Genomic DNA, 15457 nt, shown 5'->3' with positions numbered 1-15457 from the left:
AAAACCAGTGCCCGTCTTCCTGACAGAACTCAACTTAAGGCCGGCAGTTTTACCACGCATCCGCTTCACAGATGTGAGTGTGCCTGGTGAAACTTATCAGGCAGGCGAATAAAAGGTCCTGGTTTTTTCCCGACGAAATAGCGGCCATATGGCAATTTGTCACCATAGTTAAGACGCTGCTGCCAATTATCGAACGCGGGCCGTTTTCTGCGGACATGAAATATGAACATGTCTGCGCGCTGGGTAATCAAAATTCCCGGAGCGCCGCTCCAAGATAACCTGTACATCTCGATTAACAGCTGATTAATACATGCTCTTTTTCCGGCGTTCTCAGGGCCCTGAACGTCTCTGTAAGCATTCAGACTGATGCCAGTCACGAGCTTAAGTGCAAGCACCAAAAAATACATTTAAAGCACAAAATAGGTATTTAAAATGTACACTTTAAGTACGTAAAAAACACTCAATTAAACAGGAAGCCTCTCAGTTAGTGGCTTCCTTATTGCCTTATTTGCTATCGAAAGCGCCATCGCGTGCAAGCTTCTCGCGAAACGCCTCAAGTATATAAGGCGTCATCAGCAGGGATGTGACGTTACGCTCTTTAAGTAAGTCGTACGCGTCCCAAAGGTCCTCCGGGATCTGAACGTTTTTAGCTCTGCGCACAGCTTTTGCTTTCCGGCGTGGACCAGAGGATTCGTTTTCAACCTGCTTCTCTGGTTCTGCAGGCCTGACGGCCTCGGCCGCGACAGGCTGTTGTTCAGCTGGTGCAGAACTCCCTGCTTCATGCAAAGGTGCGTTTTTTGAGAGCTGTGAAATACGTTCGAACATTGCTGATTTAGGATTAGCCATCAGATACACCATTCATATTTAAAAAGTACATTTTCAATACTCATTGAATATCTTAATCATACCTTTTCTATAGCATTGCGCATATCTAAAAAGAGCGAGCGCATAGCGTTACCTACATTGCTGTAGCGTGTTGTCATATGCTCAACAACCCCCATGCCCTGACCAAACTGCTGCGGTGCAGCTTTATCCATCGGAATAGCCGTCTCCATCCGGACGAGATTGTCGAATTGGGCAATGTAGTTATCGATGTCGCTGTAATTGCGTCGATTTGGCGGGACCTTATTCATCACCACATGAGCGATTTTTTTCTCACCCAGCTCCGCCGAAATTTCATCCAGTACCTTACTGAATTCGTGAAGGCCCAGAATATCGGATGGGTCATCCTTCAGCGGAGAAATAATGAGATCAGCAAGCGCTACTGCAGCACGCGTGATCGAGGAGTCAAAACCACCACAGTCAACCAGTACAGTCTGCCCCTTCTCTTTAGCTTCCAGAACATCGGCGATAAAGCGGTCCACGACATTTTCCATGTCGTCAGTGAGGCGGACTACATTCCACCGAATATTCTCATCGCGGAAGCCATTGAACGTTGTCACGGCCGGAGTAGGGTCAGTGTCATAAAAAGTATCAGGCTTAAGCTCGGGCGCTATGTTCAGACTGATAAGCGATTTGCCCGTACCGCCCTTTTTGATTGCTACCGCTATAACTTTTCCCGCGTATGGATTTGATGCGTTATTCATACTTTCTCCATCCCTAAAATGTACATTTTCAGTATCTGTTCAGCACCTTATCAGTACATCTATCAGCGTGCAACAAACAATACTTACTGAATACCAAAAATGTACATTTTTGGTATTTAAAAGGTGTTTTAGATATACACAAACAGAACACGCATATTCATTAGCATTGCTCTTCGAACCAGGGCAGGGGAGGGGTACAATCGGATTTTCAGGCGTTATTATCTCGGTAAGATACGTGCGTTTCTTTCGGTTTTTTTTGGAGAAGATATATGGATATGTTTTTCTGGTTTTTGATCGCTATCGCTGTGATCGCTTACCTGGTTTCAGGTGGAAAACGTAAACGGAAGGGGAGCGTATACAAACGCAAAACAGATTATCAGCCACCGAAGCGTGAAAGTTATGACCGTGCTCCGGAGGTTGTCAGGGAGCAGTCTGTAGCAGAACGCCAGCTGGTTACGGTCAGGGGCAACGAATTTTATAAACGCCCGCTGATGAATAAAAGTGAGTACGGCGTTTTCTGCAGACTTGAAAAGCTGCTTTCAGCATCACACCGTGGCTATCGCGTGTTTTCTCAGGTATCGCTCGGTGAGATTCTTGGCTCGGATGACAAGCAGGCTTACTTGGCGATTAACAGCAAGCGGGCAGACTTCGTGATCATAGACTGGTCAGGGCAGCCGATAGCCGTTGTCGAGTATCATGGCAGTGGCCACTTTAAAGGCGACGCCATCGTTCGTGACGCGGTTAAGCGTGAGGCATGCCACAATGCGGGTATAGCCTTTATAGAACTATCATCAAGCTATACAGATGCTGATATTGAAGCCATCAGTGACCATTTGCATGTGAGAGCTGCCTAGCGTCAGTGACACCACCAGTGAAGCCGTCTCTTCTTTTCATCAAGAACGCGCCGCAGCTCCCTGCGGTGCCGCATCAGTTCCTGATGCAGCATACGCTGCTTGATCCTGTGAAAAATCTCGTTCCCGACCGCATGTGAACAGGTATCTGCTTCTGTTTCGCAGCGTCCGACTTCCTGCAGTAGCCAGTCCATATAAAGGTCAAGCTGTTCGCTCGCTACGTCCTGCAGCTGCATCTGTGAAAACATACTGATAGCCTCATAACATATAGTTTTGTATCTAAAATCCCAGTCCTACAGTAGTTAAATCGGCAGGATGAAAAATTTTTTTAGAGTGACATCGCTATGCTAATGCCTTAGCTTTAGCCTGAAAGTTAAGTTTAATAACCTTCACTTTGTTTAGAGCCTTACCATTTTAAAGGATTAAAAAATGTCAAATATGAAACACTCTGAAAATCAGAGAGAAATGGCAGAAGACACAATTGAGCATAAGAACAAGATTTTACAGGAATGGAACGAAAAAAATCAGAGTGGAACACTGGTAGAAGTTATACTGGACAAAGATAGCATTAAAGAAAAAGACGAAACAATTGGTCTAGCCAGAATTGTTCATGGTATGCCTTATGTGAACTTAAAACATAATGGCGGCGCCTATTTAAAAGACGTTGAGCTGTTGTCAGGCGATCATCCAGAAGCATTCAAAAAGGAACAAGAGAAAACCAAAAAAGGTTGCTTAAACTTAATAGGTTACGTTGCATTTTTTATTTTTACACTCGCTGCATCAATTTGCGCAACTATAACATTCAAAAACAATGATACCTTACCAGTCTTTGCTGCGCTTCTTCTATTTTTATCATTTTTATTAAGAATAATTGCACCAAAAAGTACCAACAACGCTGTTCGCGTAGGGAAAGTCACGTCTGATTTGTTTGCCGCTTGCGCAACTTTTCTGTCTTTATATTCCTTACCTTATTTCATGTGCGACATAAAAACTTTATATATATCAATGATTTTTCTGTGCCTAGCTGCATCAATCTGTTTATACAGGGAACTCTAAATATAGTATGTTTCATAGTAGGCCATACCAGAAATGGCCTACCTTCGATTTTAATTGGCTACTTTCTCATCCTTTTTGCCATAGGGTATTCCCTTTAAATCTTTAAGCTCATAGTCAAACTCTTTCAGCCAGTCTCCCGGGCGCCGCCCTTCAAACATATCAATGAGCCATTTACCCTGGGAGCGAGACATTAAGCGCTGATAAAAAACAGGATGATGCTGGCCTAAATCCGTTCCTTTATCTGCAGCCTCATAAACCCATGTTGTAATATAAGATGAAAGTACAGGCCAGTTTTCTTTAATGAATCTGATAAAATATTCCAGATTACCGCGACCGCCACCACCCATTCCATCAGACAAAACAAAGTGTTCATTAACGTAGCCGAGTGTTTTATTACCGTTCTTATTGTCGTTTTTAAGGCAGATTAATTCCCCTTCATGACGACCACCAGTAACGCGATACAATTCCCATGAAAATTTTCCTTCTTCAGGCTGGCTGAAAAAATCATGGTACGAAGAACCAATATTATGTGCCGGGAAGGGAGTTTTCTCTCCGCTCAGTAGCCAGCTCTGATTAAAACCAAAGCTAAGCGACAAGCGGTCCGCTAAATCAAAAGGCAGGTCATCCAGACCATCGAGACAGTCAAACAAAAGAGCTGGTGAGGCCTCTCCAGCACGCCGCGCGATATGCGCCACATCTGAAGGTTCATTCCATGCAAAGAACCCGTCACTGCGTAATCTTTCAAACACAAACGCAAGCCTTGCTGCGACATCCTTACGCCATCTTTGCCGATGAGTAAGCGATTCTTCCTGAGCTGGTTTGTATTTCTCTTTAAGCGCCAGACGGCACTCTGCTTCGATAGAACGTTCAGCTCGCGCAGCAGCAGCTTCAATACGCATGAAAATGTCGTCAGGGAAATTTCTAACCTGGATCTTGGCCATAGGTCCTCTCAACTCATTTAACTGGTTAGCATCATGAAATGACGCTTAGTGAGTCAAGCTAATCATAAATGATGATGAGAATAAACACTTTCTTAAAATGTACTCAAAATGTACTCAAAAAGACTCATATAGTGGAAATTCTATTTTAAAGATAACGGCTCTAATAATTACGCATGTTATGTACTAAAACGGTCGTTTTCGGACACCCGTCACAGCATATGTACGTAAGTCAGTGTTTTTAGTTTCGTACATGCGTTACAATAAGTACACCCATTTAGTACACGTAGTAACGCCATGTCACGAGTTTTTGCTTACTGCAGGGTTTCAACCCTGGAACAGAACACTGAAAACCAGCGTCGAGAGATCGAGGCTGCTGGTTTTGCCATTCGCCCCCAACGTCTGATAGAGGAATACGTCAGCGGTTCGGTTGCAGCTGCTGAACGCCCCGGGTTTATGCGACTCCTCGACAGGATGGAAAATGGTGACGTCCTGATTGTGACAAAGCTCGATCGCCTCGGGCGTAATGCAATGGACATCAGAACAACTGTCGAGCTTCTTGCTACATCAGAAATTCGTGTGCACTGCCTCGCGCTTGGTGGAGTAGACCTGACCAGTCCGGCCGGCAAAATGACGATGCAGGTGATCTCAGCAGTCGCTGAGTTTGAGCGTGATTTGCTCATTGAGCGTACCCATGCAGGCATCGCCAGGGCAAAGGCGTCCGGGAAAAGATTTGGCCGTCCTCCTGCGCTTAACGATGAACAAAAGCTTGAGGTTCTTGCGCGAATTGACGCAGGTGAAAGCATCAGTGCGATAGCGCGTGAATTTGAGACTACGCGGCAAACCATACTCAGGATTAAAGCGTCCCGGTCTGGCGGAGACGACGCGTAAAACGGAACTAAATAAACGGAATGGCTGGCGATCAGGATTTACATGATTAACGCTATATCGCCACGCCATGACTCAGAGAGGACGCCAATATGTCAGACATCAAAACATATCCTGTCTGCTTCACGGGACAGGTAAAAACCGTTGAGTGTGATGCAGCATTTCAGAAGGATCAGGCAGAGACATTCAAACACTACATCCGGTTTGCACGACAGAACAAAGCGACGACGCTGATTACCTGCCAGTGCATGAAGGATGGCGAAGGCGAAAACCGCCGCCGCCTTAAAGCCTGCTATTCCTCCACGCATGATAATTACTGGCTGGCTCGCTGGTCCTACAGTGGTTCAGAACACGCATCTGACTGTCGTTTCTATTCTGTATGGGCAGATGAAAAGCAGGGTGAGATTTACACCTCAGACGTGGTTAAGGCCGTCTCTCCTGGTCATTTCCGTATCAAGTTACCTACCGGGCTACAAAAAAAAGAGGCTACGGAGCGCGATGCGACGAAGCAGCCAACAGATACAAGAGCAGAAGGAAAACGCAAACGACAGCCAGCTATGCGTCTTCTTGGCCTGCTTCACTTCATGTGGGAACAGGCTGAAGTTAATCACTGGCATCCTAATTTTGACAAGCGTACTCGCGATAATGCCTGGGCTGCATGGCGCCTGAAGCAGGTTGCTGAAAAAATCAGCATTGGGAAAACGCTTCTGAAATCTGTTCTGGTCATCATGGCGCGACCAGGGACGCAGGAGATCAGGAACAACTGGGCAACGATTGACGCGGCAGCTGCGTCAAACAAGCGTCTCATAATGATTACCAGCCTGAAGTCATGCAAAACCGAGGAAGAGGCCAGCCTGAACGGCACGCTTCCGCTCGCTGAGGCTGCGGGTTTTCCGTCTCTTGATGTACCGGCAGATTTAATCAGTCGGCTTAACCGTAGCTTTTCTCGCGAGCTGGGCGACTGGCGCCGCGGGCAAAAAGTTATGCTGATAGCTGAAACCGATCCGCCGGTAAAAAAATTCAGGCAGCGTGACGGCAAACCTGTTCCATACAACACCTGTACAGTCATCGATGCGGCGCTGATGACAGTCAGCCCCAGATTTATTCCTCTCGATTCGTCATGGGAAGGCGTCATTGAGAAAAAGCTCTGGCAGGAAAAACGTCAGTTCATTAAGCCTTTGCGCTATGACGGTGAGGCAGACGTGTTTCCAGATTTCCTGCTAAAAGACGTGCCTGGCCGGGAGATCGTGCCGCTTGAAGTGTTCGGCATGAACACACCAGATTATCTCGAACGTAAAGCTGTGAAGCTTGAGCATTATCGTGAAGAGTACGGGGAGGGTAACTGGTGGAGCTGGGATGCGCATAAAGCTGATGCCTTAAGTAACATTCCAGCGTTTCCCGTTAAAGGTTAAAAGCCTATTTATCAGCTTCCGGCTTTGCATAAACAGGATCATTCCCGCGAGGGAACTGTAGTGCAGCATTCCTGTAAAAAGTCAGTCTTTCACGGAAGTAGTCGCGCCACTGTTCTGGCTGCTGACGTTCAACTTCAGCAGCCAGCACCGGCATATTCATGCGCTCTTTATATGCAACGCCGGAAGCAGCCAGATCAATATTGACCCGTTCACGCTCCTCAGTCGATCGCCGGGCTATATTGTTATCGCTGCGTTCTGTCATCATTTAGTTCCTTTTGCATTTTACCTGTGGGCACACACGTTACTTTACTCGCAAAGTTTCGCTCAGGCAGGTGGTATAACGCGGAGAAAGCATTTCGCGTTTCATTTTCCATACGTTGTCTGTTCCCTGTCCTGCAAACCACACCTTACCCAGCCCCGAACGGTTTATCTGATCGACAGCAGACATCAGAGCATCCGCGTTGGCGCGCGGCAGCTGCTGACTGAACATGTCCAGCTGTGCGACACCTGACTGGTAAAAATCCCCCAGGGTGACGCCCGCTTTTGCGTACCGGTAACCGTCGCGCCATATTGCGTCAAGAGCACGCAATGCCAGGCCGATAATGTCCCGTGTGTCACTGGTTGGATATTCGCACGTCATAGCCGCTGAGTTGGCATACTGTGGTTCGTTCCCGTATCGCCCTGTATTAACTGACACACTGACGTGCTGACACTTTGAGCCCTGTTCTCTGAGCTTTTCACTGGCACGCGTGGCGTACGTTACGACAGCCTGCTGCAGATCTTCGATACTGGTGACACGCTGTCCGAAACTGCGGCTCACAACAATCTGCTGCTTTGGCGGCGGGGCATCTTCAAGAGCCAGACAGGATTCACCGTTAAGTTCGCGAACCGTACGCTCAACTATCACATCGAAGCTTTTCCGAATCATGCTGATGTTACTGTCAGCCAGCTGGAGCGCTGTACTAATCCCCATCGTATGCAGTCGCTTACTCAGTCTGCCACCGATTCCCCAGATGTCATCGACGCTTACCAGTGCGAGTAATTTTCTCTGGCGCTCCGGGCTGGTTAAATCGACGATACCTCCTGTTCGCGTCCATTTTTTAGCAGCAAAATTAGCGAGCTTAGCCAGTGTCTTTGAAGGTCCAAAACCAACGCCGATCGTCAGTCCAATTTCTTTTTTCACTCGATTCCGCATCTGCAAGCCAAAGTCTTCCAGTGGCATATACGAAGAAATACCGCTGACATCCAGAAAGCTTTCATCTATCGAGTAAATTTCCTGGCCTGGTGCCATTTCACCCAAGATGGCCATCATTCTGGCGGACATGTCGCCATATAGGGCGTAGTTAGAACTGAAGATATGAACGCCATTCTCCCGAAAGTAGCGCTCATTTTTAAACAGAGGGGCGCCCATTTTGATACCCATTCGCTTGGCTTCTGCAGAACGGGCAATCACGCAGCCATCATTATTTGACACTACGCATATGGGTTTACCTCTCAAATCGGGTCGAAACACCATTTCGCAGGATGCATAGAAATTATTGGCATCGGCCAGTGCGAACATTTTTAAACTCCGGCTGTTCTCGCTCATTACAGCTTATACACCCCATAGCTTATCTGGGTCATTCACCTGGCGGATGATTGAATCCCAGTCCTGCGACATCGGTAAGCGCATAGGCTACAACGCCCCAGACAGGCAGTTCCTGGCTTTCATCGAGCAGAGTAATTGTCTCATCTCCTCTTAACTCTTGCAGCGCTGGTACGGGGTTTATAAGAAGCCTGCGAAGCACGAGCTCTCCTTCAATCTCAGCGACAATGATGTGTCGGTGTTGCGGGGTGAGCGCGCGATCAATGGCCAAAACTGAGCCCTGCATAATTCCTGCTTCAGGATAACTGCTGTCGCTACGTACAAGGAACGTAGAATGAGGAGATAGGGTAACCAGATCGCCCAGATTGAGCCGCTGTTCTGCAAAGTTTTGTGCCGGGTTCTGAAAAGCCATCTCAGCTCCAATATCTTTAAAATTAAGAGAGTTAGAAAATTTTTATCCACATATCCAGTAGATAGATCAATTCTTTTAGATCATATAGAGATCAAGTAAAGATCAATAAAGATCACCGCCTCCGTAACCTGATGATTAGTAATTAAAAAAGAGCACTTTGGGCGGTCACTTTCATAAGTATAGCGGTTACTTTCATAATAAAAGCGTTTACTTTCATAAAATAGGCGGTTACTTTCATAACCCTAAAGCGGTTACTTTCATAAATCTGGATATTATTTGCTCATTCGGTGTGGATAAATGGAAAAAGTACAGGAAAACAGCGAGATAGAGAGTCCTTTTTGCATTATTAAAAAAGAGTCCAACACAAGTTATGAACTTACACCAAACAGCAACAAGTCTGTTCAGCCTGTGGCTCTACTTCGCCTCAGCGTTTTCACACCTGTCGCACCCAAAGAAAAGGGTAAACGCGACTTCCTGATCGATGCTTCTGAAGAACTATCCAGTCTGGAAGTGGCAAGGCAGGAAGGTTACACCGACATTAAAATCCAGGGCGCAAAGCTAAGCATGTCCACTGATTTTAAAACATGGATCGGCGTAATCTCCGCCTTTTCAAAGTACGGCTATAGCAGCGAGAAAATCACGCTGCCGTTCTCTGAGTTTGCCCGGATGTGTGGTCTTAAACCTACTGATATTAACGGAAGGGCCCGCGCACGATTGCACGATTCACTTTTTAATCTTTCAAGCGTAACTCTCTCTTTTCGTGGCAAAAATACTAAAAAATCGTTGGTTACTCATCTGGTTCAGCGAGCTATGCTCAATCATGAAACAGACCAGGTTGAAATCGTTGGCGACAGTAGTTTGTGGGAGCTTTACCGCTACGATCATAAGGTTTTGCTCGGTTTAAAAGCTCTTTCAGAGCTGTCCCGCAAAGAAGCGGCACAGTCCCTGTATGTGTATCTGGAAAGTATGCCGGCCGGCCCCCTCTATATCTCGATGAAGCGTTTTCGTGAACGTCTCGCGCTTGAATCGCAGATTAAAGACCAGAACGCCATTATTCGACGTGCACTGGCTGACCTGGTAAGAATCGGCTATCTCGACTTTACCGAGTACAAAAAAGGCAGGGAAATCATGTTTGTCATTAACAGTCGTTCGCCAAAGCTTCAGGCGATTGGACGCGCAGCCAAAAAATAGCGGTTACTTTCATAAAAACGTTAAGGTGGTCACTTTCATAAGGAGCGCAGCCCAGGGTAGGGTGCTTTCATAAGGCCTCCTCGTAGAGTAGGGTACTTTCATAAATCAGTGCCCGTAAGGTAGGGTGCTTTCATAAGACAAGCTCTGCGGGACACAGTGTGCTCCACAAAAACCGCGCAAATGGTGTTTTGGAGAGCGGAAGATTATGAAAGTGACCGCCTTCAAGTTCTGGCTTATGAAAGTAACCGCTTTACCAGAATGAAAAGTGGCATCCCTTATGAAAGTGACCGCCATTATGAAACTGACCGCTTAGTGACAACGTTTATGATCCACACCAGCTCAGTATATGAATCATACTTAACTTATATGGAGTGTTAGTCGGAATGGAAACAGTTCAAATCTACGTAACAGGTAGTGGTGATCCGCATACTCGACTTGGTTTCGCGCGCGTACTGATCGAACAGGGCTCCCGGAAAACGCCGTTTATCTTTAACTACGAAGATACCACTTATAAGCGCAGCCAGATTCAGGGCATGATTGATGCTGTACTGCAGCTTGATTGTCCGCATCATGTAGTCCTCATCAGTGCTTCTCCGCTGGCAGTGGAAAAGGCTGAGATGGGTGAAGGGCCTAACCGGGATCTTATCTACGAGTTATACCGCGTTCTGTCGGCGAAGGGATGTACTTACGAGTTTGATTTTCGTATAGGGCGTGCAAAAGAGATAAACAAACTGCTGTCAGACCATAACGTCTAATTTTGCCATTCTCAGCTTCTATTCACTGTATGTGAACGTGAAGTCATTCATTAGCTAAAAACAGCGCAGAGAGCCATACAGGCGCTTTAGCCGCATAAATTACCCGCCCCGATCCCTTTCCTGTACGACCGCCGTTTAAGCAGCGGCCTGTCAGGCGCACTTAAGTTTGATGGTCGGAGACGAAAGAAAGAACCCGCAGCATTACTCACAGCCACTCGGAAGTCATAGTTACAACACCCATTTATCAGCCACTGCAGTTCCGACCCTTCGGGTCGGGCGGCCGGGGCTGGTCAGTGGGGGCAACCGGGCTTCAGGTACGGCTTCCGGGGTTTGCCGGAGAGGGGCGCGGGGTTTCAGGTCCTGCTCGGATGGGGTTAAATGGAAGCTTTAATGAATGATGTAACTAATATATCTTGCCCGCCGCCTGCCGGCGGGAGCTACTTCAGGTTCTGAGCGGCGCGGACGCCTGCGGCCGCTGCAAGCGAAGGCATTAAACTTATTCTCGCCAGATGTCTGCATGAAAACCTTATTTATTATTTTGATTATTCTTTCTGACATAAGTCAGGACTGTATTGCGCGTAGCGCTGACTGTAATTGCTGCTAATTACTTGATATTGATTGCGGGTAACTGTGGTTAAAAAAGGCCGCAGTGATTCTGCGGCCACAGCTCGCTGATTGCCGGGAGAAATACCGACACAAAAAAGGGCGTTCCGCGCCCGGAACAAACGACTTAACCGCCAGTCAAGGCGGTTAAAAAAGAGCGGGTATGTCAGTGGACTATATCGGGTATTTCAGGCAGCACGGGCTCATAGTCGAGCCCCAGCTCCAGCTGGCGCAGACATTTCCAGACCAGGCGATCAAAGTCTTCCGGGGGAAGCGTTTTCCATTCCTGTATCGGACGCGCGCGCAGCAGCTTAGCCATTGCGTTGCGTCTGTCATCGATCGGCAGTTTACTGAGCCGCTTGCGACGCTTCTGCCTGGATGTTTTATCCCGGCGACTAATAAGCGTGGCCATGCGCATATTTTCATACCAGCGCCGGCGCGCGGCACGAACAGAGGCGTGTGTTCCCGGCTCAATAATGCCGTCCGCCTCAGCGGCAAGGCGTTCATTACGCTCCGCCAGAAACTTGTCCATGTTGATGCCGCACAACTGCCAGAACCGGTCAGTCAGTACAATATGGCGAGGCATGCAGTAGCCGGTCACCGGGTCCATTTCAAGGTCGGGCCGTTCAATCAGACCGTAGCGCTCCCACTCTTCAAACAGGCGAGACAACCTGCTCGGCTCTACGCGCGTTTCCGAAATGACGTTGCCATTTTCATCTTTCGGGCTCAGTTCATCGGCCAGCTTGCTGCCATTAAACGTCACAACAGAGGTGGCAAGATCCGCACGCTGGACACACAGCGGCCATAGGGCGTCATACAACGCCTGTTTTTCGGGCCGAAAATCGCGCTTGCGTCCTGCAGCCTCGCGAAGCTGAACAAAATAGGGATGCCGTGACATGCGCTGACGCAGTGTCATTTTACCGGTACGTTTGTCCTTAACGGGGTTCGAGGTCCAATGATGTAAAAAACCACGCTAAGAGGTTAATTCATTGTTTGTATTGAAATTTAATGGTCTTAACTCGCCCTTCAAAATATCGTCTGGTAACGAAAACGTATAATGCCCCAGCATATTTATATGGCCATGTATCAGCGGCGACAATCTTGCCAGGTGCTCCTCCTCAGGTGTTTCCCCCGATTTGCGAAGATGTGACAACGCCTCCTGCATGTAAAGTGTATTCCACAGCACAACCGCATTGGTCACCAGGCCCAGAGCACCCAGTTGATCTTCCTGACCTTCACGGTAGCGTTTTCTAATCTCACCACGTTGTCCGTAGCAAACGGCTCGAGCCACTGCATGGCGTCCTTCTCCCCGGTTGAGCTGAGTGAGTATCCGACGCCGGTAATCCTCATCATCGATATAGTTGAGAAGATACAAAGTCTTGTTGACCCGGCCCACTTCCATAATCGCCTGAGCCAGACCAGATGGTCGGCTACTTCTCAACAGTGAACGAATAAGCTCTGATGCATGGATGGTCCCAAGCTTCAGTGAGCCCGCCATTCGCATCATTTCATCCCATTGGGATTCTATTTTTGAAAGTTCAACACATCCCCGGGCCAGCTCATTCAGGGCACCATAATGGGCTATTTTATCTGCCCGCCAGAATATCGCCCCACCTGCATCGGCCAGACGAGGGGAAAACTGGTAGCCCAGTAACCAGAACAGGCCAAAAATGATATCGCTGGATCCTGCCGTGTCCGTCATAATTTCTACCGGATTCAGCCCGGTCTGCTGCTCCAGAAGCCCTTCCAGTACAAAGATGGAATCACGAAGCATACCGGGAACGACAATGCCATGGAAACCGGAGTACTGATCTGAGACGAAGTTGTACCAGGTGATACCGCGTCCTGAACCAAAGTATTTACGATTTGGTCCGGAATTAACCGTTTTAACCGGTGTGACAAAACGCATACCATCTGCGGAGGCAACCTCCCCACCTCCCCAGTACCCTGCGAGCGGCAGCGTGGACTGAAAATCAACCAGCCGTGCATTAGCGCTAACCAGCGTTTCTGCCCTGAGATAATTTTGTTTAACCCAGCTCAGGCGATGACGAGTAAGCGCGGGAATATTATGCTTTATCAGAGGTTCATGCCCTATATTGCAGGCTTCCGCCAGCAATGTTGCGCACAGACTGACCTGGAGATCCTGCGCCCGTGCACCTGATTCACTGACGTGGCTGAATTCGCGGGTAAAACCGGTTCGGGCATCTATTTCAAGCAACAGCTCAGTCAGATCAACGGGTGGGATCAGTTCTCTTACCCGATGATTCAATTGTATCAGTGCCGGTGGCTCATCCAGTTTATCCAGACTGCTGATCGTCAGTGAGGGATGCTTACCTTCATTGCTTATGCTGACCGCTGCGTTGCAGACAAAACGTGAAGCCACTGATTTCCATGTGTCATCAAGCCGCGTAGCCAGTTGTTCTGCTGCTTTAGTTCCGTCTGATGGATGACCCAGCGCCCGACATACCGGGATCCGTTGTGCCTGCCATTCAGCTCCCTGAAGCAATTTTTGACGCGGGTCCCCCCACCGGTCACTGTTCTCCAGCCAGAGATCACGACGGCGCAAAGAATCCTGAAGGCGCTCAAGAAGGCACAACGAGTAACCCGCTCGTAGAATCCTGCCATCTCTGTCGTAGACCAGACGTTTCCAGGGGCCGGAAATGATTTGCTCTGGTGCATCGTCGAGAATTCGCTTTTTTGAGCCACTCAGTTCGGCCAGATAATGGATTGCTGACAATGTGTGCTCCCCGGCCGGGGCAGCCTGAAAGTGTAAGTCACGCAACATCGCGGAAAGAAAGCGCTTCACCCGTCCATATTGTTCCACCATTTCATCCTGAAAGTGAGTATCCTGAGGGCGCGCCAGCTCATTTACCTTACCGACGGATTCAGCCAGTTTGTCCTTTGGTATGCGGCGAAAAATAGCCTGCCGCAGAGCTGCTTCATCGGTGTTCTCATCAAGTAATAACGAGCATGCCCGTGCCAGTAATAGCGCGGCACGATCAAGATCTTTCAGGGTCCTGAGCCGCTTTTTCTGCCCAATACTTTTCGCAGAACGAGTGATATCCAGAATAAGCATATCCAGCACATCAACGGCCTCGTCAAGCGCCGAAATTTCCTGCGCTTTTACAAACGCAGTAAGCACGGCCAGTCGCCGTTCCTCAGGCATTCTTGAAATATATTTCACCGAAGCCATTCCGGCATAACGGGCCAAATTTCGCAGCTGGATGGCAGGCAGACCGGAAAAATTCAGCCGGGAAAACTCCATGCTACGCAGTCGGGTATATCGCTCCAGGGCGTCTGTAAATGACGGTCCACTGATAGTGACAGGACCTTTTCGTATCTCCTCCAGCACCGATATACGCTGCCCTTCAGGTATTTCAAGTAAACCGTCCAGTTGCGCTTTTTGCCAGCTGTCAGGCAACAAAGCCAGCCTTCGCCACAATCGTCGACTTGCCCGTTCACGTACTTCGCCAATCAACCTTGTCAGAGTCGAGGCTGCGGGTAACAGGATCTTATTTTGCAGCAACCATGCAGTAGCAAAATCAAACAGCAGACCTGGGCGCTCATTGCTGAGCCAGGCGCGAGTATAGAGCAAACGCTTCAGTCTGAATGTCCAGGGGAAATCACCAAAATCATGATAATCATAATAGAGCTTGATAAGCCCCTGATGCTCCCAGCGGGTATTTTCTCTTTCAGCATATCGGGAAAGGATCTCTGGTCGGCTGATGTTCAACTGTGCCGCAATGTAAAAACGGATGAATGAAGGAATTTGAAGGGGATCAGGAAGAAATGTTCCCAGGAAGCGCGCCGTAGTCAGCTGAAGTGCAATCCCCAGACGGTTATGTTTTCCCCGTCGCTGATTAATAAAAGCAAGGTCACGCTCATCCAGATGAAAATATCGGGCCAGTTGAACCTCATTTGGCTCTGCCACATAGCGACCGTAGTTTTCTGTCTGTTCTCTGGTCAGAAAATCATCACTCATTGCGCATCCTTTCGTAGGCACTGTTGCAAATAGTCGGTGGTGATAAACTTATCATCCCCTTTTGCTGATGGAGCTGCACATGAACCCATTCAAAGGCCGGCATTTTCAGCGTGACATCATTCTGTGGGCCGTACGCTGGTACTGCAAATACGGCATCAGTTACCGTGAGCTGCAGGAGATGCTGGCTGAACGCGGAGT

Annotated in this window: 14 protein-coding genes and 2 pseudogenes; 7 read left to right on the top strand and 9 right to left on the bottom strand. The window is 48.3% G+C overall.

Annotation, left to right across the window (positions count from 1 at the left end):
• Positions 1–504: 504 nt before the first annotated feature.
• Together ACPUC7_RS23640 and ACPUC7_RS23635 are read right to left on the bottom strand one after the other, a co-directional pair.
• The gene (locus ACPUC7_RS23640; RefSeq protein WP_346439906.1) at positions 505–846 is read right to left on the bottom strand and encodes a molecular chaperone; all 342 of its coding nucleotides are present in this window, start codon (positions 844–846) and stop codon (positions 505–507) included.
• Between the two features lie 56 nt (positions 847–902).
• Positions 903–1586, bottom strand: a complete 684-nt coding sequence (locus ACPUC7_RS23635; RefSeq protein ID WP_129063594.1) for a ParA family protein — start codon at positions 1584–1586, stop codon at positions 903–905.
• Positions 1587–1855: 269 nt separating this feature from the next.
• Here ACPUC7_RS23635 and ACPUC7_RS23630 point away from each other — a divergent pair, with 269 nt between their 5' ends.
• Complete coding sequence (locus ACPUC7_RS23630; RefSeq protein ID WP_494924782.1) at positions 1856–2440, top strand: DUF2726 domain-containing protein; 585 nt, start codon at positions 1856–1858, stop codon at positions 2438–2440.
• Positions 2441–2442: 2 nt separating this feature from the next.
• Here ACPUC7_RS23630 and ACPUC7_RS23625 read toward each other — a convergent pair whose 3' ends face one another.
• Positions 2443–2685: a hypothetical protein gene (locus tag ACPUC7_RS23625; protein WP_494924781.1), complete on the bottom strand. Its 243-nt coding sequence runs from the start codon at positions 2683–2685 to the stop codon at positions 2443–2445.
• Between the two features lie 181 nt (positions 2686–2866).
• Here ACPUC7_RS23625 and ACPUC7_RS23620 point away from each other — a divergent pair, with 181 nt between their 5' ends.
• The gene (locus tag ACPUC7_RS23620) at positions 2867–3493 is read left to right on the top strand and encodes a hypothetical protein (RefSeq protein WP_494924780.1); all 627 of its coding nucleotides are present in this window, start codon (positions 2867–2869) and stop codon (positions 3491–3493) included.
• 50 nt (positions 3494–3543) lie between these two features.
• Here ACPUC7_RS23620 and ACPUC7_RS23615 read toward each other — a convergent pair whose 3' ends face one another.
• Complete coding sequence (locus ACPUC7_RS23615) at positions 3544–4434, bottom strand: FitA-like ribbon-helix-helix domain-containing protein (protein ID WP_494924779.1); 891 nt, start codon at positions 4432–4434, stop codon at positions 3544–3546.
• Positions 4435–4728: 294 nt separating this feature from the next.
• On the opposite strand from ACPUC7_RS23615, the gene ACPUC7_RS23610 reads away from it, so the two are divergent.
• Together ACPUC7_RS23610 and ACPUC7_RS23605 are read left to right on the top strand one after the other, a co-directional pair.
• Positions 4729–5322: a recombinase family protein gene (locus ACPUC7_RS23610; protein ID WP_312119164.1), complete on the top strand. Its 594-nt coding sequence runs from the start codon at positions 4729–4731 to the stop codon at positions 5320–5322.
• An 89-nt stretch (positions 5323–5411) separates the two neighbouring features.
• Positions 5412–6731 carry a DUF1173 family protein gene (locus tag ACPUC7_RS23605; protein ID WP_494924778.1) on the top strand — a complete coding sequence of 440 codons (1320 nt, stop codon included), beginning with the start codon at positions 5412–5414 and terminating at the stop codon, positions 6729–6731.
• Between the two features lie 4 nt (positions 6732–6735).
• Here the strand turns inward: ACPUC7_RS23605 and ACPUC7_RS23600 are convergent, their stop codons facing one another.
• From ACPUC7_RS23600 to ACPUC7_RS23590, 3 genes are read right to left on the bottom strand one after another with little or no spacing between them, the layout of a single operon-like run.
• Positions 6736–6993, bottom strand: a complete 258-nt coding sequence (locus tag ACPUC7_RS23600; protein ID WP_312119181.1) for a DNA polymerase III subunit theta — start codon at positions 6991–6993, stop codon at positions 6736–6738.
• A 39-nt stretch (positions 6994–7032) separates the two neighbouring features.
• On the bottom strand, positions 7033–8292 hold the full coding sequence (gene umuC, locus ACPUC7_RS23595) for a translesion error-prone DNA polymerase V subunit UmuC (RefSeq protein WP_494924777.1): 1260 nt from the start codon (positions 8290–8292) through the stop codon (positions 7033–7035).
• 58 nt (positions 8293–8350) lie between these two features.
• Positions 8351–8728, bottom strand: a complete 378-nt coding sequence (locus ACPUC7_RS23590) for a S24 family peptidase (RefSeq protein WP_312119476.1) — start codon at positions 8726–8728, stop codon at positions 8351–8353.
• Positions 8729–9025: 297 nt separating this feature from the next.
• Between ACPUC7_RS23590 and ACPUC7_RS23585 the strand changes: the two genes are divergently transcribed.
• Positions 9026–9919 carry a RepB family plasmid replication initiator protein gene (locus tag ACPUC7_RS23585; protein WP_312119478.1) on the top strand — a complete coding sequence of 298 codons (894 nt, stop codon included), beginning with the start codon at positions 9026–9028 and terminating at the stop codon, positions 9917–9919.
• A gap of 383 nt (positions 9920–10302) precedes the next feature.
• Entirely contained in the window at positions 10303–10674 is a 372-nt protein-coding gene (locus ACPUC7_RS23580; protein ID WP_312119480.1) for a hypothetical protein, read from the top strand.
• 769 nt (positions 10675–11443) lie between these two features.
• Here ACPUC7_RS23580 and repA read toward each other — a convergent pair.
• Positions 11444–12229 (bottom strand): annotated as a pseudogene (repA, locus tag ACPUC7_RS23575) (plasmid replication initiator RepA); the annotation flags it as partial.
• 21 nt (positions 12230–12250) lie between these two features.
• The gene (locus tag ACPUC7_RS23570) at positions 12251–15259 is read right to left on the bottom strand and encodes a Tn3 family transposase (RefSeq protein ID WP_494924776.1); all 3009 of its coding nucleotides are present in this window, start codon (positions 15257–15259) and stop codon (positions 12251–12253) included.
• Positions 15260–15338: 79 nt separating this feature from the next.
• Between ACPUC7_RS23570 and ACPUC7_RS23565 the strand changes: the two are divergent.
• Positions 15339–15457, top strand: a pseudogene (locus ACPUC7_RS23565) (IS6 family transposase); the annotation flags it as partial.

Source organism: Pantoea sp. CFCC18179 (assembly GCF_059412405.1).
This window is presented reverse-complemented; position numbering and strand designations above follow the sequence as displayed.

Excerpts from the sequence above, each read along its gene's own strand:
- ACPUC7_RS23640 (WP_346439906.1), bottom strand. The coding sequence starts at position 846 with ATGGCTAATCCTAAATCAGCAATGTTCGAACGTATTTCACAGCTCTCA.
- ACPUC7_RS23635 (WP_129063594.1), bottom strand. The coding sequence starts at position 1,586 with ATGAATAACGCATCAAATCCATACGCGGGAAAAGTTATAGCGGTAGCA.
- ACPUC7_RS23630 (WP_494924782.1), top strand. The coding sequence starts at position 1,856 with ATGGATATGTTTTTCTGGTTTTTGATCGCTATCGCTGTGATCGCTTAC.
- ACPUC7_RS23625 (WP_494924781.1), bottom strand. The coding sequence starts at position 2,685 with ATGTTTTCACAGATGCAGCTGCAGGACGTAGCGAGCGAACAGCTTGAC.
- ACPUC7_RS23620 (WP_494924780.1), top strand. The coding sequence starts at position 2,867 with ATGTCAAATATGAAACACTCTGAAAATCAGAGAGAAATGGCAGAAGAC.
- ACPUC7_RS23615 (WP_494924779.1), bottom strand. The coding sequence starts at position 4,434 with ATGGCCAAGATCCAGGTTAGAAATTTCCCTGACGACATTTTCATGCGT.
- ACPUC7_RS23610 (WP_312119164.1), top strand. The coding sequence starts at position 4,729 with ATGTCACGAGTTTTTGCTTACTGCAGGGTTTCAACCCTGGAACAGAAC.
- ACPUC7_RS23605 (WP_494924778.1), top strand. The coding sequence starts at position 5,412 with ATGTCAGACATCAAAACATATCCTGTCTGCTTCACGGGACAGGTAAAA.
- ACPUC7_RS23600 (WP_312119181.1), bottom strand. The coding sequence starts at position 6,993 with ATGACAGAACGCAGCGATAACAATATAGCCCGGCGATCGACTGAGGAG.
- umuC (WP_494924777.1), bottom strand. The coding sequence starts at position 8,292 with ATGTTCGCACTGGCCGATGCCAATAATTTCTATGCATCCTGCGAAATG.
- ACPUC7_RS23590 (WP_312119476.1), bottom strand. The coding sequence starts at position 8,728 with ATGGCTTTTCAGAACCCGGCACAAAACTTTGCAGAACAGCGGCTCAAT.
- ACPUC7_RS23585 (WP_312119478.1), top strand. The coding sequence starts at position 9,026 with ATGGAAAAAGTACAGGAAAACAGCGAGATAGAGAGTCCTTTTTGCATT.
- ACPUC7_RS23580 (WP_312119480.1), top strand. The coding sequence starts at position 10,303 with ATGGAAACAGTTCAAATCTACGTAACAGGTAGTGGTGATCCGCATACT.
- ACPUC7_RS23570 (WP_494924776.1), bottom strand. The coding sequence starts at position 15,259 with ATGAGTGATGATTTTCTGACCAGAGAACAGACAGAAAACTACGGTCGC.